This window comes from Pseudomonas sp. 910_23 (assembly GCF_052850795.1).
This window is the reverse complement of sequence record NZ_VXCZ01000006.1, coordinates 155,352-176,714: the sequence shown is the minus strand read 5'-3', so window position 1 is coordinate 176,714 and position 21,363 is coordinate 155,352. Positions and strand designations below refer to the sequence as shown.

The following is a 21,363-nucleotide window of genomic DNA, read 5'->3' as shown; positions in this document are numbered from 1 at the left end:
AAGCCAGCTCCCACAGGTTGAACGCATTTCAACTGTGGGAGCTGGCTTGCCTGCGATGAGGCCAGAAGGGCCAGCACCCAACTCTACTGAAGGAACCCACCATGCAAACCTGGCAACACTCGGTGATCTACCAGATCTACCCCAAAAGCTTCCACAGCCACGCGGGTAACGCTACCGGTGACCTGCTGGGCATCGTCGACAAGCTCGACTACTTGCACTGGCTGGGCGTGGATTGCCTGTGGGTCACCCCGTTTTTGCGCTCACCCCAGCGCGACAACGGCTACGACATCAGCGATTACTACGCCATCGACCCCAGCTACGGGACCATGGCCGACTGCGACTTGCTGATCAGCGAAGCGGCCAAGCGCGGCATCAGGCTGATGCTCGACATCGTGGTCAACCACACCTCCGTCGAGCACGAGTGGTTCCAGCAGGCACGCAGCAGCCTCGACAACCCTTACCGCGACTTCTACATCTGGCGCGACCAGCCGAACAACTGGGAGTCCAAGTTCGGCGGCTCGGCCTGGGAGTACGAAGCGCAGACTGGCCAGTACTACCTGCACCTGTTCGACCACACCCAGGCCGACCTCAATTGGGACAACCCCAAGGTGCGCGCCGAAGTGTTCAAGATGATGCGCTTCTGGCGTGACAAAGGCGTGGGTGGGTTCCGCCTGGACGTGATCAACCTGATCTCCAAGCCCGCCGATTTCCCCGAAGACACCAGCGACGGCCGCCGCTTCTACACCGACGGCCCGCATGTGCACGAGTACCTGCAGCAAATGCACCGCGAAGTCTTCGACGGCCATGACCTGATCAACGTGGGCGAGATGTCGTCCACCCGCCTGGAACACTGCATTCGCTACTCGAATCCGGCCTCGAAAGAGCTGTCGATGACCTTCAACTTCCATCACCTGAAAGTCGATTACCCCAACCTGCAAAAGTGGGTAAATGCCGATTTCGATTTCCTGCAACTCAAGCAGATTCTCTCTGATTGGCAGACAGGCATGCAGGCCGGTGGCGGTTGGAACGCGCTGTTCTGGTGTAACCACGACCAGCCACGGGTGGTTTCGCGATTTGGTGATGACGGCGAATATCGCGTGGTCTCGGCCAAGATGCTTGCCACCGCGCTGCACTTCCTCCAGGGCACACCCTATGTGTACCAGGGGGAAGAACTGGGGATGACCAACCCGGGCTTTGACAGGATCGAACAATACCGCGATGTAGAAACCCTGAATATCTTCCGACTCAAGCGCGATGCGGGAGAGTCCGAAGCATCGAGCATGGCGGCGATCATGCAGAAGTCCCGCGACAACGGGCGTACGCCGATGCAGTGGAACAGCCAGGCCAATGCCGGTTTCAGTCGTGGCGAGCCCTGGATTGGCATCCCGGACAACGCCGCGCGCATCAATGTCGAAAGTCAGCTGGATGACCCGGACTCGGTGCTGCATCACTACCGAGCATTGATCGCCCTGCGGCGCCGCGAACCTCTGATCCAGCAAGGCGTTTATCGCCCGCTGCTGCAAGACCATTCCAAGGTTTGGGCTTACCTGCGTGAAGGCCAGGGCGAGCGCCTGCTGGTGCTCAACAACTTCTACGGCACGCCGTGCGAAATCCAATTGCCCGATCAGGTGATCAACGCGGCGTGCGAACAACGTTTGCTGATCAGCAACTACCCCGACTGCCCGGTGCGCACGAGCACGGTGGTGTTGCGCCCTTACGAATCGTTTGTGCTGCACCTCAAGGGCTAAGCCGCCCTACGGGCGATCGCGTCACGCAAGACAGTAAGAAATAACAATAAAAATAAAAGGAGCGCTTCATGAAAACAAAAATAAAGCTGGGTCTTATCGCCTCTTGCCTCGCTGCGCCGTTTGGCGCCCAGGCTCTGGAATTCGCCGGTTACTTGCGCAGCGGCGCAGGCACATCGACGGGCAGTGGCAAGCAGCAATGCTTCCAACTACCGGGGGCGCAAACCAAGTACCGCTTGGGCAACGAATGCGAGCAATACGCTGAGCTGGAATTGCGCCAGGACCTGCTGACCCTCGATGACGGGTCGGTGTTCAGCGTCGATGCCATGGCTTCCCTCTACAACCAGTACGACCGTGCCCTGAAATTCCAGGGCGAAAACAACGGTTCGGCGCGTATGCCGCAGATGTACGCGCAATGGTCCAACCTGCCCAGCCTCAATGGCGGTTCGCTGTGGGCCGGGCGGCGTTACTACAAGCGTAACGACATCCATATCTCCGACTTCTACTACTGGAACCAGAGCGCCACCGGAGGGGGAATCGAGGACGTGCTGATCGGCGGCTTGAAATACAGCTACGCGCTGTCACGCAAGGACAACCTGTACCAGAAGGAATACGCCACCCGTCACGACTTCAACGTCGCAGGTTTCAATACCAACCCTGGCGGCGAGCTGGAGCTTGGCTTGAGCTACATCGCCAAGGCTGGCGGGCGTGACGCCAACAGCGGATGGGCGCTGACCGCGCAGCATGTACAAGCTGCATTCCTGGGGGGCAAGAACAAGTTTGCCCTCCAGTACGGTGAAGGCCCAGGCACCGGCCTGGGCTATACCGGCAATACCGCGTTGGACAGGAGCAGCAAAAGCTACCGGGTAGTGGAATTCTTCGACTGGCAGGTGACCCCGCGTTTCGGCGGGCAAGTTGAAGCGGTGTACCAGAAAGACGTGCGCCCAGGGCGCCAGGACCAGAATTGGATCTCCCTCGGCGTGCGCCCGGCGTATGCCATCAGCGAGCAATTCAAACTGGTCGCTGAGCTGGGTCACGATCAGGTTGACGCCACGGGGAGCACGCGCAAGTTGAGCAAATTCACGTTCGCTCCGACCTGGTCGCCCAAAGGTCCTGAGTTCTGGGCTCGGCCGGAAGTGCGGTTGTATTACACCTATGCGTCCTGGAACCAGGCGGCCAAGCGTGCGGCCAATGAGCTGGCGGCGGGTTCGGCATTATCTGATACCGGTGCCTATGGCACTGCGCGGCATGGCTCGAACATGGGTGTACAAGTCGAGTACTGGTGGAAGTAATTCGGTAGCTCCCAATGATCTTTAAAAAACACAACAACAGGTGAAGTCATGACCCCATCTAAACCCCTGACACTGCTGGCGCCCCTGTCCGGGGTCCTGCTGGCGCTGGATCAGGTACCCGACCCGGTATTTTCCGGTCGCGTGATCGGCGACGGGCTGTGCATCGACCCGATCTCGCAGACGCTCTGCGCGCCGTTGGCCGGGGTGATCAGCAACATTCAGGACAGCGGTCATGCGGTCAGTGTCACCGACGACAACGGTGTGCAGGTGTTGCTGCATATCGGTCTGGACACCGTGAACCTGGCTGGCCAGGGCTTCACCCGTCTGGTCGAGGAAGGCCAGCGGGTGGAGGCTGGGCAGCCGCTGATAGAGTTCGATGCCGACTATGTGGCGCTCCATGCACGCAGTCTGCTGACCTTGATGCTGGTGGTGAGCGGCGAGCCGTTTGAGCTGTTGGTGGCAGACCGGGCGTTGGTCGAGGCGGGCCAGCCACTGTTGCGAGTATCGCCCGGGCAGGTATCTGCCGAGCTGGATGAGGAGGAGGGTAACGCGCTGTTCTCCAAGCCACTGACCGTGCCCAACGCTCATGGCTTGCACGCCCGGCCTGCGGCGGTGCTTGCCCAGGCGGCGAAAGGGTTCAACTCGAGCATTTACCTGCACAAGCAAACCCAGAGTGCGAATGCCAAGTCCCTGGTGGCGATCATGGCGCTGCAGACCTGTCAGGGCGACAGCGTGCAGGTGAGCGCGGCGGGCGAAGATGCCGAGGCGGCGATCCAGTCACTCGTAGCGTTGTTGCTCGACGGCTGTGGCGAGACCTTGCCGGTAGCGGTCGAGAAGATCAACACGCCCGCCGCACCGGCATCTTCGGCCACCGTGTTGCGAGGTGTCTGCGCATCGCCGGGTTCGGCGTTCGGCCAGGTCGTCCAAGTGGCTGAGCCGACGCTCGATATTCCCGAAGCTGGCGCCGGAGAAACCTTTGAGCGGGCCGCATTGGCGCGTGGCCTACGGGCGGCAAGCGAGGCGCTGCAAGACTTGCAAGCCAAGGCGGCCGGCAGTGCCCAAGCCGAAATTTTCCGCGCTCATCAGGAATTGCTCGAAGATCCAACCCTGCTTGAACAAGCCTATAGCCTGCTGGCCGAGGGTAAGAGTGCCGCCTTTGCCTGGAACCGCGCCACAGTGGCGACCGCTCAACTCTTCGAGGGCTTGGGTAAGGCACTGCTCGCTGAACGTGCAGCGGACTTGGCCGACGTTGGTCAGCGCGTGCTCAAGTTGATCCTGGGCGTGCCCGAGCGATCCATGGAGCTGCCGGAGTGCGCCATCCTGGTCGCCGAGCAACTGACACCCTCACAAACCGCCGGCCTGGATACCGGTAAAGTCCTGGGCTTCGTCACGGTCGCCGGTGGCGCTACCAGTCATGTGGCAATCCTTGCCCGCGCGCTGGGCCTGCCCTCTGTTTGCGGGGTGCCGAGCCAGGTATTGGCCCTGGCCAACGGCAAACGGGTACTGCTCAATGCCGACAAAGGCGAGCTGCATCTGGAGCCGGATCTGGCTGAAATCGAACAATTGCAGGCGGTTCGCCAACAGCAAAAGCTGCGACTGCAACGTGAGGTGGCACAGGCCTCACGGGCGGCGGTCACCCGCGATGGGCATCACGTTGAAGTCACCGCCAATGTCGCCTCGTTGCAGGAAGTGGAGCAGTCCCTGACCCTGGGCGGGGAAGGCGTGGGCCTGCTGCGTTCGGAGTTCCTCTACCTGGACCGTAACCGCGCCCCGAGCGCCGAAGAACAGGCTGGCACTTACAGCGCCATCGCCCGCGCCCTGGGCACTGAGCGCAACCTGGTGGTGCGCACCCTGGATGTGGGCGGCGACAAACCCTTGGCCTATGTGCCGATGGAGAGCGAGACCAACCCGTTCCTTGGCCTGCGCGGTATTCGCCTGTGCCTGGAGCGCCCCGAACTGCTGCGTGAACAGCTGCGCTCGATCCTTGCCAGTGCAGGCTTGGCGCGACTGCATATCATGTTGCCGATGGTCAGCCTGCTGTCGGAGCTGCACCTGGCGCGCAAGATGCTCGAAGAAGAGGCATTGGCGCTTGGGCTGACCGAGTTACCGAAGCTGGGCATCATGATCGAAGTCCCCAGCGCAGCGCTGATGGCGGATGTGTTTGCGCCTCATGTGGATTTCTTCTCCATCGGCACCAACGACCTGACCCAATACACCCTCGCCATGGACCGCGACCACCCGCGTCTGGCCAGCCAGGCCGACAGTTTCCATCCGGCGGTACTGCGCCTGATCGACATCACGGTCAAAGCGGCCCATGCCCACGGCAAGTGGGTGGGGGTATGTGGTGCACTGGCCTCCGAAACAGTGGCCGTGCCGGTATTGATCGGGCTTGGCGTGGATGAGCTGTCGGTCAGCGTGCCGCTGATCCCGACCATCAAGGCCACCGTGCGCGAGCTGGACCTGCACGACTGTCAGATCATCGCCCGCCAGGTGCTGGGTCTGGAAGAAGCCAATCAAGTGCGTGAGGCCCTGCGCCTGTACCACGCGGCCACCGTTGAAACCTCATCTGTCGTGGAGCACTGAGCATGTTCGAGAAATTGCAGCGGGCGTTCTGGAAAGCCCTGACGCCGGACCTGGTGGCCGAGACAGTTGCCGCGCCGACACCGAGCCTGTTGTCGGCCGAGGTGCTGAGTGCATTGGGTGGGGAGGGGAACGTCACGTCACAGCAGCGCGTGGCGCTGACGCGGGTGAGGGTGCAATTGCAGGATGCGGGACGGGTGGATGAGTCAGCGTTGAAGGCAGCCGGTGTACCCGCAGTAATGGTACTGCCGGGCGGCGTGGTCCATCTGCTAACCGGCCTATAAGGCTACGATGATCAAATGTGGGAGCCGGGCTTGCCCGCGATAGCAGTGTGTCAGGCGCCGAATACCTTGACTGTCAGGCCGCCATCGCGGGCAAGCCCGGCTCCCACAGGGATTTGCGGTGTGCGGGCTGTCGTGATCAGAGTTGAGGGCTGTCTTGCGGCGGCTTGGTCTTGTCCACACCCGGTACATGCAGGTTGCCTTCCACCACCTGGTTGCCTTCCAGCTGCGGCTGGGTCACCCAGGTAAGAATGTCGTAGTAACGCCGGATGTTCGCCACAAAATGCACCGGCTCGCCGCCACGCGCATAACCATAGCGGGTCTTGCTGTACCACTGCTTCTGCGACAAGCGCGGCAGCATCTTCTTCACGTCCAGCCACTTGTTCGGGTTCAGGCCTTCTTTCTTGGCCAGGATACGTGCATCGTCCAGATGACCGGTGCCGACGTTATAGGCGGCGAGGGCAAACCAGGTGCGGTCGGGCTCGGCGATCTTGTCGTCCAGCTCATCCTTGATCCTGGCCAGGTACTTGGCGCCGCCCATGATGCTCTGCTTGGGGTCCAGGCGGTTGGACACGCCCATGGCTTGAGCGGTGTTCTGGGTCAGCATCATCAGGCCGCGCACGCCGGTCTTGGAGGTGACCGTCGGTTGCCACAGCGATTCCTGGTAGCCGATGGCTGCCAGCAGCCGCCAATCGACTTTCTCTGCCTTGGCATAGGCACGAAAGTGCTTCTCGTACTTGGGCAGGCGTTGTTGCAGATGCTGGGCAAAGGTATAGGCGCCCACATAGCCGAGTACGTCGACATGGCCGTAATAACGGTCTTTCAGACGCTGCAACGTGCCGTTCTTCTCGACCTTGTCCAGGTAGCTGTTGATTTCGTTGAGCAGGCTGTTGTCGTCGCCTGCCGCCACGGCCCAGCTTTGGTTGCTGGCATTGCCGAGGTCGAACGCCACGCGCACATTGGGAAAGTACACCTGGTTCATGGCGACTTCGTTGGAGTCCACCAGGGTCAGGTCGATCTGCCCCTCGTCGACCATGCGCAGCAGGTCGACTACTTCAACGGCGTCGGACTCTTCGTATTCGATTGCAGGATTCTGTTTCTTCAGCGCCGCTAGTTGTTCGGCGTGGGTGCTGCCCTTGAGCACCATGATCTTCTTGCCCGCCAGATCGGCTGCATTGGTGGGGCGCGATTGGCCGTTGCGATAGATGATCTGCGGGGTCACTTCCAGGTACGGGTGGGAAAAACGCACCTGCTGCTGGCGCTGCTCGCTGCTGACTAAACCGGCGGCGGCCAGAACCGGGCCGTTGGGTTTGCCCAGCTGACCGAACAGGTCATCGAGGTTGTCGGCGGTCTCGATTTCCAGCTTCACGCCCAGCTCGTCGGCAAAACGCTTGACCAGTTCATATTCGAACCCGGTCTCCCCGTTACGGTCCTGGAAATACGTGGCCGGACTGTTCCGGGTGACCACCCGCAATACGCCATCCTCCTTGATTCGCTCAAGCGTGCTGGGCTTATCAACACAGGCACTGAGCGTCAGGAAGAGCAGGGTGGCGATGAGCCATTTGACCCATCGCGGGCGCAAAACAGTTGGGGAGAACATCTGCGCAGTATACGCAAACGGCCCGTGGCGCCATATCTCGACAGCGCTGCACTTGTCTGCTAGCGCGGTTAAAACTGTGCTGCAGCCCGCAGAAACGCGGCCTGGAGCGCCATTGTGACGGTTAAAATAACTGCCCTCGACACCGCGGATTTCCTGCCGATGCCGTGCAAACCCTGCCAACTGACGTTCGGCAGCGGCCACCGGTGCCGTTTCGGGTGCCGTTGGCGAAGGTTTACGCTAGAATGCACGGCCTCAAAGCACACCCCTTCCCGAGGCTGTCCCGAAGATGTTGATCCTGCGCGGCGCTCCTGCCCTTTCTGCCTTTCGCCACAGCAAACTCCTTGAGCAACTGAGCCAGAAGGTTCCAGCTGTTACAGGCCTTTACGCTGAATTTGCTCACTTCGCCGACGTTACCGGCGTCTTGACCGCCGACGAACAGCAAGTACTGGCACGCCTTCTGAAGTACGGCCCAAGCGTTCCCGTTCAAGAGCCGACTGGCCGCTTGTTCCTGGTTCTGCCGCGGTTCGGCACCATCTCGCCCTGGTCGAGCAAGGCCAGTGACATCGCCCGCAACTGCGGCCTGGATAAAATCCAGCGCCTGGAGCGTGGGATCGCCTTTTACGTCGCTGGCCAGTTCAGCGATGCCGAAGCCGAGCTGATCGCCAGCAGCCTGCATGACCGCATGACCCAGATCATCGTCAGCCAGCTGGAGCAGGCTGCCGGCCTGTTCAGCCACGCTGAGCCCAAGCCGCTGACCGCGATTGACGTGCTCGGCGGCGGCCGCGCCGCCCTCGAGAAGGCCAACACCGAGCTGGGCCTGGCCCTGGCCGAAGACGAGATCGACTACCTGGTCAACGCCTTCACCGGCTTGAAGCGCAACCCCCACGACATCGAACTGATGATGTTCGCCCAGGCCAACTCCGAGCACTGCCGTCACAAGATCTTCAACGCCAGTTGGGATATCGACGGCCAAAGCCAGGAAAAAAGCCTCTTCGGCATGATCAAGAACACCTACGTGATGCACAGCGAAGGCGTTCTGTCGGCTTACAAGGACAACGCCTCGGTCATCGTCGGCTCCGTCGCCGGTCGCTTCTTCCCGGACCCGGAAACCCGCCAGTACGGCGCGGTGCAGGAGCCGGTGCACATCCTGATGAAGGTTGAAACCCACAACCACCCGACCGCGATTGCCCCGTTCCCGGGCGCAGCCACCGGTTCCGGCGGCGAAATCCGTGACGAAGGCGCCACCGGCCGTGGCGCCAAGCCCAAGGCGGGCCTCACCGGTTTTACCGTGTCCAACCTGCAGATTCCGGGCTTCGAACAGCCGTGGGAAGTGCCGTACGGCAAGCCTGAGCGCATCGTCACCGCGCTGGACATCATGATCGAAGGCCCCCTGGGCGGCGCCGCGTTCAACAACGAATTCGGGCGTCCGGCGCTGACCGGTTACTTCCGTACCTTCGAACAATCCATCACCACCCCGCGTGGCGATGAAGTGCGCGGCTATCACAAGCCGATCATGTTGGCCGGCGGCATGGGCAACATCCGTGAAGAACACGTCAAGAAAGGCGAGATCCTGGTCGGCTCCAAGCTGATCGTGCTCGGCGGCCCGGCGATGTTGATCGGCCTGGGCGGCGGCGCGGCTTCCTCCATGGCCACCGGCACCAGCTCGGCAGACCTGGATTTTGCTTCCGTACAGCGCGAAAACCCTGAGATGGAACGCCGCTGCCAGGAAGTCATCGACCGTTGCTGGCAATTGGGCGACAAGAACCCGATCAGCTTTATCCACGACGTCGGCGCCGGCGGTTTGTCCAACGCCTTCCCGGAACTGGTCAACGATGGCGACCGCGGTGGCCGTTTCGAACTGCGCAACATTCCAAACGACGAGCCGGGCATGGCCCCGCACGAAATCTGGAGCAACGAATCCCAGGAACGCTACGTGTTGGCGGTCGGTCCTGAAGACTTCGCACGCTTCCAGGCCATCTGCGAACGTGAGCGTTGCCCGTTTGCCGTGGTCGGCGAAGCCACTGCCGAGCCGCAGCTGACGGTTACCGATAGCCACTTCGGCAACAGCCCGGTAGACATGCCGCTGGAAGTGCTGCTGGGCAAAGCCCCGCGCATGCACCGTTCGGCGGTACGTGAAAACGAACTGGGCGATGATTTCGACCCAAGCACGCTGGAGCTGGCCGACAGCATTGAGCGCGTGCTGCACCACCCGGCCGTGGCGAGCAAAAGCTTTTTGATCACCATCGGCGACCGCACCATCACCGGCCTGGTTGCCCGTGACCAAATGGTCGGCCCGTGGCAGGTGCCGGTGGCCGACGTTGCCGTCACTGCCACCAGCTTCGACGTCTACACCGGTGAAGCCATGGCCATGGGCGAGCGCACTCCGCTGGCCCTGCTGGACGCTCCGGCGTCGGGCCGCATGGCCATTGGTGAAACCCTCACCAACATCGCGGCCTCGCGTATCGGCAAGCTGTCCGACATCAAACTGTCGGCCAACTGGATGTCCGCTGCCGGTCACCCGGGTGAAGATGCGCGCCTGTACGATACCGTCAAGGCTGTCGGCATGGAGCTGTGCCCGGAACTGGGTATCACCATTCCGGTGGGCAAGGACTCCATGTCCATGGCCACCCGTTGGAACGAAGATGGCACCGATAAGAGCGTGACCTCGCCGCTGTCGCTGATCGTTACCGGCTTTGCGCCGGTCACCGACATCCGCCAGACCCTGACCCCGCAACTGCGCATGGACAAGGGCACCACCGACCTGATCCTGATCGACCTGGGCCGTGGCCAGAACCGCATGGGCGCTTCGATCCTGGCGCAAACCCATGGCAAGCTCGGCAAGCAGGCGCCGGACGTCGATGACGCCGAAGACCTCAAGGCCTTCTTCGCCGTGATCCAGGGCCTGAATGCCGACGGCCACCTGCTGGCGTACCACGACCGTTCCGACGGCGGTTTGCTGACCAGCGTCGTCGAGATGGCCTTCGCTGGCCACTGCGGCCTGAATATCGTGCTCGACAGCGTTGCCGAGGATGCTGCCGAAATCAACGGCATCCTGTTCAACGAAGAGTTGGGCGCGGTGATTCAGGTGCGTCAGGACGCTACCCCTGATGTACTCGCCCAGTTCAGCGCTGCCGGCCTTGCCGAATGCGTGGCGGTGATTGGCCAGCCGATCAACAACGGCGAAGTCAATATCTCGTTCAACGGCGACACGGTCTTTACCGGTCAGCGCCGCTTGCTGCAACGCCAGTGGGCCGAGACCAGCTACCAGATCCAGCGCCTGCGCGACAACGCCGACTGCGCCGAGCAGGAATTCGACGTGATCCTGGAAGAAGACAACCCGGGCCTGAGCACCATGCTCAGCTTCGACGTCAACCAGGACATCGCCGCGCCTTACATCAAGAAGGACATTCGCCCACAGGTTGCCGTACTGCGTGAGCAGGGCGTCAACGGTCAGGTGGAAATGGCCGCGGCGTTCGATCGCGCCGGTTTCAATGCGATTGACGTGCACATGAGCGACATCCTCGCCGGTCGCGTTGATCTCAACGAGTTCAAAGGCCTGGTGGCCTGCGGTGGTTTCTCCTACGGCGACGTGCTGGGTGCCGGTGAAGGCTGGGCCAAGTCGGCCCTGTTCAACAGCCGCGCTCGCGACGCGTTCCAGGGCTTCTTCGAACGCAACGACAGCTTCACCCTGGGTGTGTGCAACGGTTGCCAGATGATGTCCAACCTCAGCGAACTGATCCCGGGTAGCGAGTTCTGGCCGCACTTTGTGCGCAACCGTTCCGAGCAGTTCGAAGCCCGTGTCGCCATGGTGCAGGTGCAGGAGTCCAACTCGATCTTCCTGCAAGGCATGGCCGGTTCGCGTATGCCAATCGCCATCGCCCACGGTGAAGGCCATGCCGAGTTCGCCAGCGAAGAAGCGCTGCTTGAAGCCGACCTGTCCGGCACCGTGGCCCTGCGTTTTGTCGACAACCACGGCAAGGTCACCGAAACCTACCCGGCCAACCCGAACGGCTCGCCACGCGGCATTACCGGCCTCACCAGCCGCGACGGTCGCGTCACCATCATGATGCCGCACCCGGAGCGCGTATTCCGCGCCGTGCAGAACTCGTGGCGCCCGGAAGAGTGGAACGAAGACGGCGCCTGGATGCGCATGTTCCGCAACGCGCGTGTGTGGGTGAACTAAGGCCGTGTACAAGCTCGCCTTCTTCGTGCCCGACAGCCATGTGGAGACGGTGAAAACCGCCGTCTTCGCAGCCGGCGGCGGGCGCATCGGCGACTACGACAGCTGCGCCTGGCAAGTGCTGGGCCAGGGCCAATTCCGCGCGTTGGACGGCAGTCAGCCGTTTATCGGGCAGGTCGGCCAGGTTGAAGTGGTTGAGGAATGGAAGGTTGAGCTGGTGGTGGCGGATGAGTTGATTGTGGCGGTTGTGGCTGCCTTGAAACTCAGTCATCCGTATGAGACACCGGCGTATGAGGTGTGGCAGTTGGCGGATTTTTGATCGGCTGGCTGCATAAACAAGAAACCCGCTGGGCCAGTTTGGTCAGCGGGTTTTTTGTTGGCTGTAAGTGCCAATCGCAGGCAAGCCAGCTCCCACATTTGACCCCGTTGTCAGACCGTACATCAATCCCATGTGGGAGCTGGCTTGCCTGCGATGGCGTCGGTGCAAGCGCCTCAGAACTTTCCGACAAGCCTTTCAGGTTGTCCGTCGGAACTCGTACAACTAACCTTCTCGAGTCGCTGCCAATTCAGTGACCGGGACTGCAAGCCTGAAAAATCACTAGGAGCCTATTCCATATGGAGTTTAATGATGATCAGCGACAACTTGCTAACTGGTTCAATCTCATCTCAAGCCGAGTCCCGCCAAGCTGGTGATTTACCGTCCGACCAGATCTTCACCGTAATACCCAGTCTGAACATCGAAACCCTGCTCGCCAATGCTTCCCAAGACCTGGCATCCGTGCAGGCACTGGCGGGTCATCTGGCTTTTGATGTCGACGGTCCGCAGCGTGATGCCGTGCTGGGGATTCATCGGATGGTGGAGGGTATTCAGTTGATGGTGGATCGGGTGCTGGATTTAGTTGAGGTGCCTGAGCAGAAGTAATCAGGCGCCTGTGAGGGCCAATCGGGAGCAAGTCGAATCGTCGCACCGCCCCTCCCACATTTTGAACGGCGAACACATTTCAAATGTGGGAGGGGGCTTGCCCCCGATGAGGCCAGAACAGTCACTACCTCTCTAAACCCTGGCGCCGACCTCACGGCCACTGACCAACCGCTCCAACGCCTCACCCAAGCCAGAGGCCTTGTCACCAACCAACAAGTGCCAAACACCGCTCTCAAGCTGACTCACACCTTGGCAACCGAGCGCAGTGAGCTGAGCTTCAGACAACCCCGAATCATCCCCCAACTCCACCCGCAACCGGGTCATCGCCACAGCTTCCAGCTGGCGCAAATTCCCTCGGCCACCCAGCGCATTCAGCCATTGCTCGGCCTCTTGCACATTCACCGTCAGGGGCTTATCCACAGGCGCAACCGCTACAGGCGCTGCGGCAACAAACCCTGGCATCGCCAAGCGAATTTCATCAGCAATGCTATCGGCCATCGGCCCAACCACCACCTGCAAACTCCCGCCGTTACCCGGGCGCACTACAGCCATGGCGCCCAGTGCTTTCAGTTCAGCATCCACCGCCTTGTTGCGATCCACCATGTCCAACCGCAGCCGCGTGGTGCATGCACCCACACTCAGCAAGTTCTCTGCACCACCCAGCGCCTGGATATATGCCGTGGCACGCTGGTTATCACTCATCGCTTCAGCCTGCACCACCTGGATATCTTCACGCCCCGGTGTCTTGAGGTTGAAGCGGCGGATGCAGTAGCTGAACACCGTGTAGTAGATCACCGAGTAGGCCAGGCCCACCGGTACCACCAGCCAGCCATTGGTGGACTTGCCCCAACCCAGCACCATGTCGATAAACCCACCGGAGAAGGTAAACCCGAGGTGGATATTCAACATATTGGTGACTGCCATCGACAGGCCCGTCAGCACGGCGTGGATCAGGTACAGGAACGGCGCCAGGAACATGAAGGCAAACTCAATCGGTTCAGTCACCCCGGTCAAAAACGAAGTCAGCGCCATCGACAGAAAGATCCCGCCCATGACTTTACGGCGCTCTGGCAACGCATTGCGGTACATCGCCAGGCACGCAGCCGGCAGGCCGAACAGCATCACCGGGAACATGCCGGTCATGAACTGGCCGCCTTTCGGGTCGCCGGCAAAGTAGCGGGTCAGGTCGCCGGTCACCACCGCGCCGGTTGCCGGGTCGGTAAACGTGCCGAACACGAACCACGCCATATTGTTGAGGATATGGTGCAAGCCAGTGACGATCAGCAGGCGGTTGAACACGCCAAACACGAACGCACCCAGGCTGCCGCTTTCCATCAACAACACGCCAAAGCTGTTGATGCCGTGCTGGATCGGCGGCCAGATCAGACCGAAGATCACGCCCAGGCCCACCGCCGAAAAACCGGTGACAATCGGCACAAAGCGTCGCCCACCAAAGAACGCCAGGTACTCCGGCAGCTTGATGTCCTTGAAGCGGTTATACAGCCCGCCCGCCATCAGGCCACTGGCGATACCGGCGAGCATGCCCATGTTGATGGTGGTATCCATCACCTTGAGGGTCGAGATCATCACCAGGTAGCCAATCGCCCCGGCCAGGCCGGCGGTGCCGTTGTTGTCGCGGGCAAAGCCCACGGCGATGCCGATGGCGAAGATCAGCGCCAGGTTGGCGAAGATCGCCTGCCCGGCATCGTGCATCACCGCGATGTTGAGCAAGTCGGTGTCGCCCAGGCGCAGCAAGAGGCCGGCGATTGGCAGGATCGCAATCGGCAGCATCAGCGCGCGGCCCAGGCGTTGCAGGCCTTCGATAAAGTGTTGGTACATGGCGTGTCTCCCTATTCTTGTTGTTTTCAGCTCAGCGGCCAGTGGTGTTGACAGGCTTGGCGAACGGCCTTGGCGCTGCTCAGGTCGAGCAGCTCAAGGCTCAGTTGCCGGCATTGCGCCGCGTCCAGGTGGCGGACGCGGTCCTTGATTTCGCCGATCTGCGGCGGGCTTACCGAGAGTTCGCTGACCCCCAGGCCGACCAGTACCGGCGTGGCCAGTGGGTCAGATGCCAAGGCACCGCACACACCGACCCAACGCCCGTGTTTCGCCGCACCGGTGCAGGTTTGGGCGATCAGCCGCAGCAAGGCAGGGTGCAGCGCATCAACGCGTGCGGCCAAGCCTGCGTGGTCACGGTCCATCGCCAGGGTGTACTGGGACAGGTCATTGGTGCCGATGGATAAAAAGTCCGCGTGTTCGGCCAACTGCTCGGCCATCAGCGCGGCGGCGGGCACTTCGATCATCACGCCCAGCTCGGGGCGTTGCGTCAGCTCCAGCTCCACGCACAGTTCATCCAGGCGCTGGCGAATCTGTAGCAGTTCATCCACCTCGCTGACCATCGGCAGCAGAATGCGGCAACGCGCCAGCGGCGAAACTTGCAGCAGGGCGCGCAGTTGCTGGTCGAGCAGTTCAGGGCGCACCTGGGCCATGCGGATGCCGCGCAGGCCCAGTACCGGGTTGGCCTCCACAGGCAGCGGCAGATAGTCGAGCTGCTTGTCGCCGCCCACATCGATGGTGCGGATGATCACCGACTTGTCGCCCATGGCATCCAGCACGGCCTGATAAGCCTGGCGTTGTTCCTGCTCATCCGGCGCGGTGCGGCGGTCGACGAAGAGGAATTCGGTGCGCAGCAGGCCAACGCCATCGGCGCCGTTGTCAAACGCCACCTGGGCTTCGGCGCTGGAGGCGACATTCGCCGCCACTTCAACCGTCACGCCATCGGTGGTGAGTGCCGGTTGCCGGGCTTGGGCCTGTTGTTGCTGGCGTCGTAATTTCTGTGTTTCGCGAATCTGGTGAACTTCGGCGTGGCGCGCTTCGCTGGGGGCCAGTTCCAGGCGGCCGTTGGCGGCATCGAGCACTACCCGTTGGCCTTGGGGCACATCAAGCACTTCATTGCCCAGGGCGACGAGACACGGCAGGCCTTTGCCCCGGGCCAAAATCGCCACATGGGAGGTCGCACCGCCTTCGGCCATGCAGATGCCAGCGGCGTGTTGCGCGCTCAGTTGCAGCAAGTCCGAAGGTGTCAGCTCATGGGCACTGACAATCGCCCCCGCCGGCAATTCGAAATGCCAGGCTTCACCCAGCAACGCACGCAGCACCCGTTGTTGAAGGTCTCGCAGGTCATTGGCGCGCTCGGCAAACAGTGGTTTGCCCAACGCCAGCAGCACGGCGCATTGGGCCTGGATCGCATCGCGCCAGGCGTGGGTGGCGGCGCTGCCCTGTTCGATGGTGGCGGTGGCCGCGTCGATTAATGCCGGGTCTTCCAATAGGGCGAGGTGGGCGGCGAAGATCTCTTCTTCCTCGACGCTCTTGCGTTGGCGTGCCTGGTCCAGCGTGTTGCGGATTTCGCTGCGCACTTGCTCAAGGGCGGCATCCAGGCGTTGCCGTTGTCCGTCGACGCTATGATTGCCGCTGTCTTGCGGCAGTTCGATGCCCGTGAGGCGGAACAATGGCCCACATACCAGACCGGGTGCCGCGCATACGCCTTGCAGCACATTGGCTTCGGTATTCGCCCGGCGTGGTGTGGCAACGACCGGCACGTGATGCTCCTCGTGGATCGCCACGGACAGCGCGGCGACCAGTGCCTGTAACGCCGCCTCGCCATCCTTGCCACGGCAGGTCACCCGTACCTCGTCACCTTCGCCAATACCCAGCCCCATCAGGCCGATCAGGCTGTCGCAAGCCGCGGTCTTATCACCGAAGTGCAGCTGCGATTGACTGCTGAAGCCCTGGGCAGTCTTGCGGATCAGCGCGGCAGGGCGCGCATGCAAGCCGCCACGATGGGTGATGCGTACCGTGGCGCTCACTTGCGCGACCGAGTTATCCACAGCGTTTTGAACCGGCGCGGATGTGCGCAGGGCAATCCGCATCAGTGATTCACCGAGCTTCACGGTCTTGCTCGCGATGGGTTGCAGTTCGAAGCGGTCACTGTTGGTCAGGATGATCAGGCTCACCAGGCTTTTGCACTGGCGCGCAATGCGGTCCAGGTCAAACTGCACCAACGGCTGGCCCTCGCTCACCCGTGCGCCATCCTTCACCAGCAAGGCAAAGCCTTCGCCATTGAGCTCCACGGTGTCGATGCCCACGTGCATCAGCACTTCGGCACCGTTGTCGGCGCGGATGGTCAATGCATGACCGGTGCGGGCGACATGGATGATCACGCCGTCACAGGGCGCATGCAGGCAATCGTTCAACGGGTCGATGGCAATCCCGTCCCCCATGGCGCCGCTGGCGAACACTTCGTCGGGGACGCTGTTCAGGGCCAGCACCGGCCCACTCAAGGGGGCGCTTAAGGTCAATGGATTATTGTTGTTGGGCATGGGCACGGTACTCATCAGGAAAACGCCGCTTTAGTGCGTACGGGTGACTTTGCTCAGGTGGCGCGGCTGGTCCGGGTCCATGCCCCGTGCCTCAGCCAGGCCGGCGGCCATCACGTAGAAGCTCTGGATCGCCAGGATCGGGTCCAGGCTCGGGTGTTCGGCGCGACTAAGGGTCAGGTCGCGTTCGGCGATATCGTCCGGTGCGGCCAGCAGCACGCGGGCGCCGCGTTGGCGCATATCGGCGGCCAGGCTCAACAGGCCGGGCTGCTCGGCGCCGCGTGGGGCGAACACCAGTAGCGGGTAGTTTTCGTCGATCAAGGCCATCGGCCCGTGGCGTACCTCGGCGCTGCTGAAGGCTTCGGCCTGGATCGCCGAGGTTTCCTTGAGCTTGAGCGCTGCTTCCTGGGCGATTGCAAACCCGGCGCCGCGGCCGATTACCATCAATTGCTGGCAGTCGCGCAGGGCCTCGATGGCTTGGGTCCAATCTTGCCGGGCGGCTTCACGCAAACCGTCGGGCAGCGCCTGGCAGGCTTGGAGCAACTCGGTTTCCTGGTTCCAGTAGCCGATCAATTGCGCGCTGGCGCTGAGGGTGGCGATAAAGCTCTTGGTCGCGGCCACGCTTTGTTCCGGGCCGGCGCATAACGGCACGTGGAACTCACAGGCGGCTTCCAGCGGCGAGTCTTCGGCGTTCACCAGCGAGATGCTCAGGGCGCCGCGCTTGCGCAGCAGTCGCAGGCTGTTGACCAGGTCCGGACTCTGCCCCGACTGGGAGAACCCAAACGCCACCTGGCCGCTGACTTTCATCGGCGCCTGCAACAGGGTCACCACCGACATCGGCAACGACGCCACCGGGATGCCCACATGCTGCATGGCCAGGTAGGCGAAGTAGCTGGCGGCGTGGTCGGAGCTGCCGCGGGCAATGGTCATCGCCACTTGCGGCGGCTGGCGACGCAGGCGACCGGCAACTTCTTCCAGCAGCGGGTTCAGGCGTTGCAGTTGTGCCGCGACGGCGTCGCAGGAGGCCAGGGCCTCTTCAAGCATTTTTGAAGTCAATGGTGTCTCCTTCGACCATTACGTCGGTGAGTGTCAGGGAGCGGTCCAGGCGCACGCAGTCGGCATAGCTGCCGGGTTGCAGGCGGCCGCGTTCTTCCAGGCCCAGATAGTCCGCAGGAAATTGCGACAGGCGTTGTGAGGCTTCGCTGATGGGCAGGCCGATTTTCACCAGGTTGCGCAGCGCCTGGTCCATGGTCAGGGTGCTGCCGGCCAGGGTGCCGTCGGCCAGGCGTACGCCACCCAGGCATTTGGTCACGGTGTGGCTGCCCAGCTTGTATTCGCCATCGGGCATACCGGCGGCGGCGGTGGAATCGGTCACGCAGTACAGGCATGGGATCGAGCGCAGGGCCACGCGCATGGCACCGGGATGCACATGGAGCAGATCCGGGATCAGCTCGGCGTATTGGGCGTGGGCCAGCGCGGCGCCGACGATGCCTGGCTCGCGGTGATGCAGCGGGCTCATGGCGTTGTACAAATGGGTAAAGCTGGTGGCGCCGGCGGCGAGGGCGGCGACGCCTTCTTCATAGCTGCCCAGGGTGTGGCCGATCTGCATGCGCACGCCGCGTTGGCTGAGGGCGCGGATCAGGCCGTCATGGCCGGCAATTTCCGGGGCGATGGTGATTACCCGAATTGGCGCCAGGCGCAAATAGGCTTCGACTTCGGCCATCAACGCGGTGTGGGCGAAGTTGGGTTGGGCGCCGAGTTTGCCCGGGTTGATGTAGGGGCCTTCCAGGTGCACGCCCAGTACCCGGGCGCTGCCTGTCGGGCGTTGCTCGCAGAACCTGCCGAGTTCACCGAGGACGCTGGTGATTTCTTCCACCGGCGCCGTCATGGTGGTGGCCAATAGCGAGGTGGTCCCAAAACGCACGTGGGTGCGGGTAATGGTCTCGAAGGCCTGCGCCCCTTCCATGATGTCGGCACCGCCACCGCCGTGTACATGCAGGTCGATAAAGCCTGGCAGCAGGTAGGGCAGGTCGTTGTCAGCCGGGTCGCAAGGCGTGCCTTCGATGGCAACCACCTTGCCGTGTTCGTGCACCAGGCGGCCGCGCATCCAGCCGTTGGGCGTGAGGATATTGTCTTCTGACATGGGCAGTTCTCTAAATTCGCAATTCGGCGGAGTAGTCATGACGGCGCAGCTCTGCGACAAAGTCGTAGTAGTCGTTGCGGCAGTAGGTGTCGGTGATTTCAATCGGCGTGTTGTCGGCGGTGTAGCCCACGCGGGTCATCAGCAGCATGGCGGTGCCGGGGGCGATTCCCACCAGCTTGGCGAACTCGTCCGAGGCGTTGATCGCCTGGATATGTTGCAGGGCGCGCACGATGGGCTTGCCGATGCCTTCCAGGTATTCGTACAGCGAATTGCCGATGGCTTGCGGGTGCGGCAACACCGAGGCGGGCATGGCGGTCATTTCAATCGCCATGACCGTGTCATCGGCTTTGCGCAGACGCTTGAGGCGCGCCACTTTGTCGGTGGGTGACAGGCACAGGCGGATCAGCTCTTCGTGGGTCGGCGGGGTTATGTCGCGCTCCAGCCACTGGGAGGTGGGCACAAAGCCCTTGAGTCGCAGCATTTCGCTGAACCCCGACAAGCGCGACAAGGGTTGTTCCAGGCGCGGCGTGATAAAGGTGCCGGAGCCCTGGCTGCGGCGGATCAGGCCCTGGGCAAGCAACACTTCCAGCGCTTTACGGGCAGTGACCCGCGAGATGCTCAACTGCTCGCTGAGCGCACGCTCCGAGGGCAGGGCCTGCTCGGATTTCCACTGGCCGGCATGGATCGCGGCTTCAAGGCTGCGAGCCAGTTGCAGGTACAGCGGCGTGGATTGCTTGTCGTCGGGGCGCAGGGCCAGGATGGGATTCATCTGTCAGGTTTCCGATGCGTTATTGGAGTGTTGTCGCCCGGTAATGGCCGGAAATTAATACCACTTAAATACCATGTCAATGCTGCCAAAACGGTGTGAACCCCGGTTTCAGGGGGCTTTAATGGGGCCTGGTATCAAGTGGTATTAGAGAGGTCTTTGTGTCGCGCACAAGTGCACTGTCCCGCGCGGTGAACTGGTATTCACCGGCAGGCGCTGCTGGAGGCAGGAATTATTTTCGAATTAATTTACGAACGGTACGAGATTACGGCCGAATCTCGATCATGGTGCCGTCTTTGACCAGGCTCCAGACTTCGCGCATGTCCACGTTGCGCATGCCGATGCAGCCGTCGGTCCAGTCCAGGGTGTGAAACCACTGTTCCGGGTAGTCTTCGGTGTCGGGCGTGCCGTGGATCATGATCATGCTGCCCGGTTTTACCCCTTCGCGGCGGGCGCGGGCAGCGTCGCTGATATTCGGGTAGGAGATGTGCATGGCCAGGTTGAAGCGGTCGCTGGTCTTGCGCCAGTCGATCCAGTAGAAACCCTCGGGGGTACGGCGGTCGCCTTCGATCAGCTTGTGGCCCTTGGGGTTCTTGCCCAGGGAAATGCGATAGGTCTTGAGGGGCTTGCCGTCGTTGATCAGTTGCAGTTGGTGGGCGGACTTGAGTACCAGGACTTTTTCGACGGTTTTACCGCCGAGAGTTTCCACCGTAGAGGCTGGGGACAGCGTGGCAAACGACAGGCAGATAAGAGCAAGCAACCAACGCATTGAAACGGTATCCCTGATAAAGGTGCTGCCTGGAAGGTTATTTGGTTGGGTGTGTCATCGGCGGGACCGACTCGCTGCGCACCGGGTACACCTGTTGGCGACGGTCAGCGAAAAAGCATTCTAAGGTACGCCCGACCGTGCGGAAAGCCAGCTCGGACCAAGGGATATCAGCTTCATCGAACAGCTTCACTTCAAGGCTTTCCGGGCCTGCGGCAAAGTCCAGGTCGATCAGCTCGGCGCGGTAGAAAATATGCACCTGGCTGATGTGCGACACATTGATCAGGGTATAGATGCTCAGGTTGCGCACGCGGGCGCAGGCTTCTTCCAGGGTTTCACGCATCGCCGCCTGTTCGACGGTTTCACCGTTTTCCATAAAACCTGCGGGCAGGGTCCAGTAACCCAGGCGTGGCTCGATGGCGCGGCGGCACAGCAACACTTTGTCGCCCCACACCGGCACGGTACCGGCGACGATATTGGGGTTCTGGTAATGAATGGTCGAGCAGTGATCGCATACATAACGCAGGCGTGCGTCGCCTTCGGGAATGCGTTGGGTCACCGGTTTGCCGCACTGGCTGCAGAAATTCATGCTGGGGTTCCTGAACAATGGGCACATCTTGGCTTGGTGCCGGGCGTTCCTGCAAGTTGTCGTTTAGCGACAGCCCTGCGGTTTTGGGGTTGGGCGCTTGCACGCTTTGGTGCATGATGCAAGGTA

15 protein-coding genes are annotated in these 21,363 nt (G+C 61.8%); 7 read left to right on the top strand and 8 right to left on the bottom strand.

Annotated features, from left to right (window positions below):
- Positions 1-101 precede the first annotated feature (101 nt).
- The 4 genes from treC to FW800_RS09360 all read left to right on the top strand — a co-directional run bounded on the left by treC (position 102) and on the right by FW800_RS09360 (position 5,901).
- Positions 102-1,748, top strand: coding sequence for an alpha,alpha-phosphotrehalase (treC, locus tag FW800_RS09375; RefSeq protein ID WP_446437475.1), 1,647 nt, complete (start codon positions 102-104; stop codon positions 1,746-1,748).
- Positions 1,749-1,816: 68 nt separating this feature from the next.
- Positions 1,817-3,037 carry a carbohydrate porin gene (locus FW800_RS09370; protein WP_446437474.1) on the top strand — a complete coding sequence of 407 codons (1,221 nt, stop codon included), beginning with the start codon at positions 1,817-1,819 and terminating at the stop codon, positions 3,035-3,037.
- A gap of 48 nt (positions 3,038-3,085) precedes the next feature.
- Entirely contained in the window at positions 3,086-5,620 is a 2,535-nt protein-coding gene (gene ptsP, locus FW800_RS09365; protein WP_446437473.1) for a phosphoenolpyruvate--protein phosphotransferase, read from the top strand.
- A gap of 2 nt (positions 5,621-5,622) precedes the next feature.
- Positions 5,623-5,901 carry a PTS transporter subunit EIIB gene (locus tag FW800_RS09360; RefSeq protein WP_122732556.1) on the top strand — a complete coding sequence of 93 codons (279 nt, stop codon included), beginning with the start codon at positions 5,623-5,625 and terminating at the stop codon, positions 5,899-5,901.
- A gap of 136 nt (positions 5,902-6,037) precedes the next feature.
- On the opposite strand, the gene mltF is transcribed toward FW800_RS09360, so the two are convergent.
- A complete protein-coding gene (gene mltF, locus FW800_RS09355; protein WP_005791148.1) occupies positions 6,038-7,498 on the bottom strand; it encodes a membrane-bound lytic murein transglycosylase MltF in 1,461 nt (486 codons plus the stop codon).
- 286 nt (positions 7,499-7,784) lie between these two features.
- On the opposite strand from mltF, the gene purL reads away from it, so the two are divergent.
- From purL to FW800_RS09340, 3 genes are all read left to right on the top strand, one after another.
- On the top strand, positions 7,785-11,681 hold the full coding sequence (purL, locus tag FW800_RS09350; protein WP_446437472.1) for a phosphoribosylformylglycinamidine synthase: 3,897 nt from the start codon (positions 7,785-7,787) through the stop codon (positions 11,679-11,681).
- A 4-nt stretch (positions 11,682-11,685) separates the two neighbouring features.
- A complete protein-coding gene (locus tag FW800_RS09345; protein WP_003193986.1) occupies positions 11,686-11,997 on the top strand; it encodes an NIF3 1 in 312 nt (103 codons plus the stop codon).
- Positions 11,998-12,306: 309 nt separating this feature from the next.
- A complete protein-coding gene (locus tag FW800_RS09340; RefSeq protein WP_248130152.1) occupies positions 12,307-12,600 on the top strand; it encodes a DUF6124 family protein in 294 nt (97 codons plus the stop codon).
- A gap of 132 nt (positions 12,601-12,732) precedes the next feature.
- Here FW800_RS09340 and nagE read toward each other — a convergent pair whose 3' ends face one another.
- The 7 genes from nagE to FW800_RS09305 form a co-directional block, all read right to left on the bottom strand.
- Positions 12,733-14,439, bottom strand: coding sequence for an N-acetylglucosamine-specific PTS transporter subunit IIBC (gene nagE, locus FW800_RS09335; protein WP_446437471.1), 1,707 nt, complete (start codon positions 14,437-14,439; stop codon positions 12,733-12,735).
- 26 nt (positions 14,440-14,465) lie between these two features.
- Positions 14,466-16,976: a phosphoenolpyruvate--protein phosphotransferase gene (ptsP, locus tag FW800_RS09330; protein WP_446437524.1), complete on the bottom strand. Its 2,511-nt coding sequence runs from the start codon at positions 16,974-16,976 to the stop codon at positions 14,466-14,468.
- A 30-nt stretch (positions 16,977-17,006) separates the two neighbouring features.
- Positions 17,007-18,017 (bottom strand): SIS domain-containing protein, encoded by a 1,011-nt coding sequence (locus FW800_RS09325; protein WP_371920275.1) that lies wholly within the window; start codon positions 18,015-18,017, stop codon positions 17,007-17,009.
- Positions 18,010-19,116, bottom strand: coding sequence for an N-acetylglucosamine-6-phosphate deacetylase (nagA, locus tag FW800_RS09320; RefSeq protein WP_446437470.1), 1,107 nt, complete (start codon positions 19,114-19,116; stop codon positions 18,010-18,012). The genes FW800_RS09325 and nagA overlap by 8 nt, the downstream gene beginning before the upstream one ends.
- Before the next feature lie 10 nt (positions 19,117-19,126).
- A complete protein-coding gene (locus FW800_RS09315; protein WP_005791139.1) occupies positions 19,127-19,885 on the bottom strand; it encodes a GntR family transcriptional regulator in 759 nt (252 codons plus the stop codon).
- Between the two features lie 262 nt (positions 19,886-20,147).
- Positions 20,148-20,651, bottom strand: coding sequence for a L,D-transpeptidase family protein (locus FW800_RS09310; protein WP_103734891.1), 504 nt, complete (start codon positions 20,649-20,651; stop codon positions 20,148-20,150).
- A 37-nt stretch (positions 20,652-20,688) separates the two neighbouring features.
- Positions 20,689-21,237, bottom strand: coding sequence for an NUDIX hydrolase (locus FW800_RS09305; RefSeq protein ID WP_446437469.1), 549 nt, complete (start codon positions 21,235-21,237; stop codon positions 20,689-20,691).
- Between the last annotated feature and the right edge of the window lie 126 nt (positions 21,238-21,363).

Bases quoted from the DNA above. Each gene is read 5' to 3' on its own strand.
- treC (WP_446437475.1), top strand. From the start codon at position 102: ATGCAAACCTGGCAACACTCGGTGATCTACCAGATCTACCCCAAAAGC.
- FW800_RS09370 (WP_446437474.1), top strand. From the start codon at position 1,817: ATGAAAACAAAAATAAAGCTGGGTCTTATCGCCTCTTGCCTCGCTGCG.
- ptsP (WP_446437473.1), top strand. From the start codon at position 3,086: ATGACCCCATCTAAACCCCTGACACTGCTGGCGCCCCTGTCCGGGGTC.
- FW800_RS09360 (WP_122732556.1), top strand. From the start codon at position 5,623: ATGTTCGAGAAATTGCAGCGGGCGTTCTGGAAAGCCCTGACGCCGGAC.
- mltF (WP_005791148.1), bottom strand. From the start codon at position 7,498: ATGTTCTCCCCAACTGTTTTGCGCCCGCGATGGGTCAAATGGCTCATC.
- purL (WP_446437472.1), top strand. From the start codon at position 7,785: ATGTTGATCCTGCGCGGCGCTCCTGCCCTTTCTGCCTTTCGCCACAGC.
- FW800_RS09340 (WP_248130152.1), top strand. From the start codon at position 12,307: ATGATCAGCGACAACTTGCTAACTGGTTCAATCTCATCTCAAGCCGAG.
- nagE (WP_446437471.1), bottom strand. From the start codon at position 14,439: ATGTACCAACACTTTATCGAAGGCCTGCAACGCCTGGGCCGCGCGCTG.
- ptsP (WP_446437524.1), bottom strand. From the start codon at position 16,976: ATGCCCAACAACAATAATCCATTGACCTTAAGCGCCCCCTTGAGTGGG.
- FW800_RS09325 (WP_371920275.1), bottom strand. From the start codon at position 18,017: ATGCTTGAAGAGGCCCTGGCCTCCTGCGACGCCGTCGCGGCACAACTG.
- nagA (WP_446437470.1), bottom strand. From the start codon at position 19,116: ATGTCAGAAGACAATATCCTCACGCCCAACGGCTGGATGCGCGGCCGC.
- FW800_RS09315 (WP_005791139.1), bottom strand. From the start codon at position 19,885: ATGAATCCCATCCTGGCCCTGCGCCCCGACGACAAGCAATCCACGCCG.
- FW800_RS09310 (WP_103734891.1), bottom strand. From the start codon at position 20,651: ATGCGTTGGTTGCTTGCTCTTATCTGCCTGTCGTTTGCCACGCTGTCC.
- FW800_RS09305 (WP_446437469.1), bottom strand. From the start codon at position 21,237: ATGAATTTCTGCAGCCAGTGCGGCAAACCGGTGACCCAACGCATTCCC.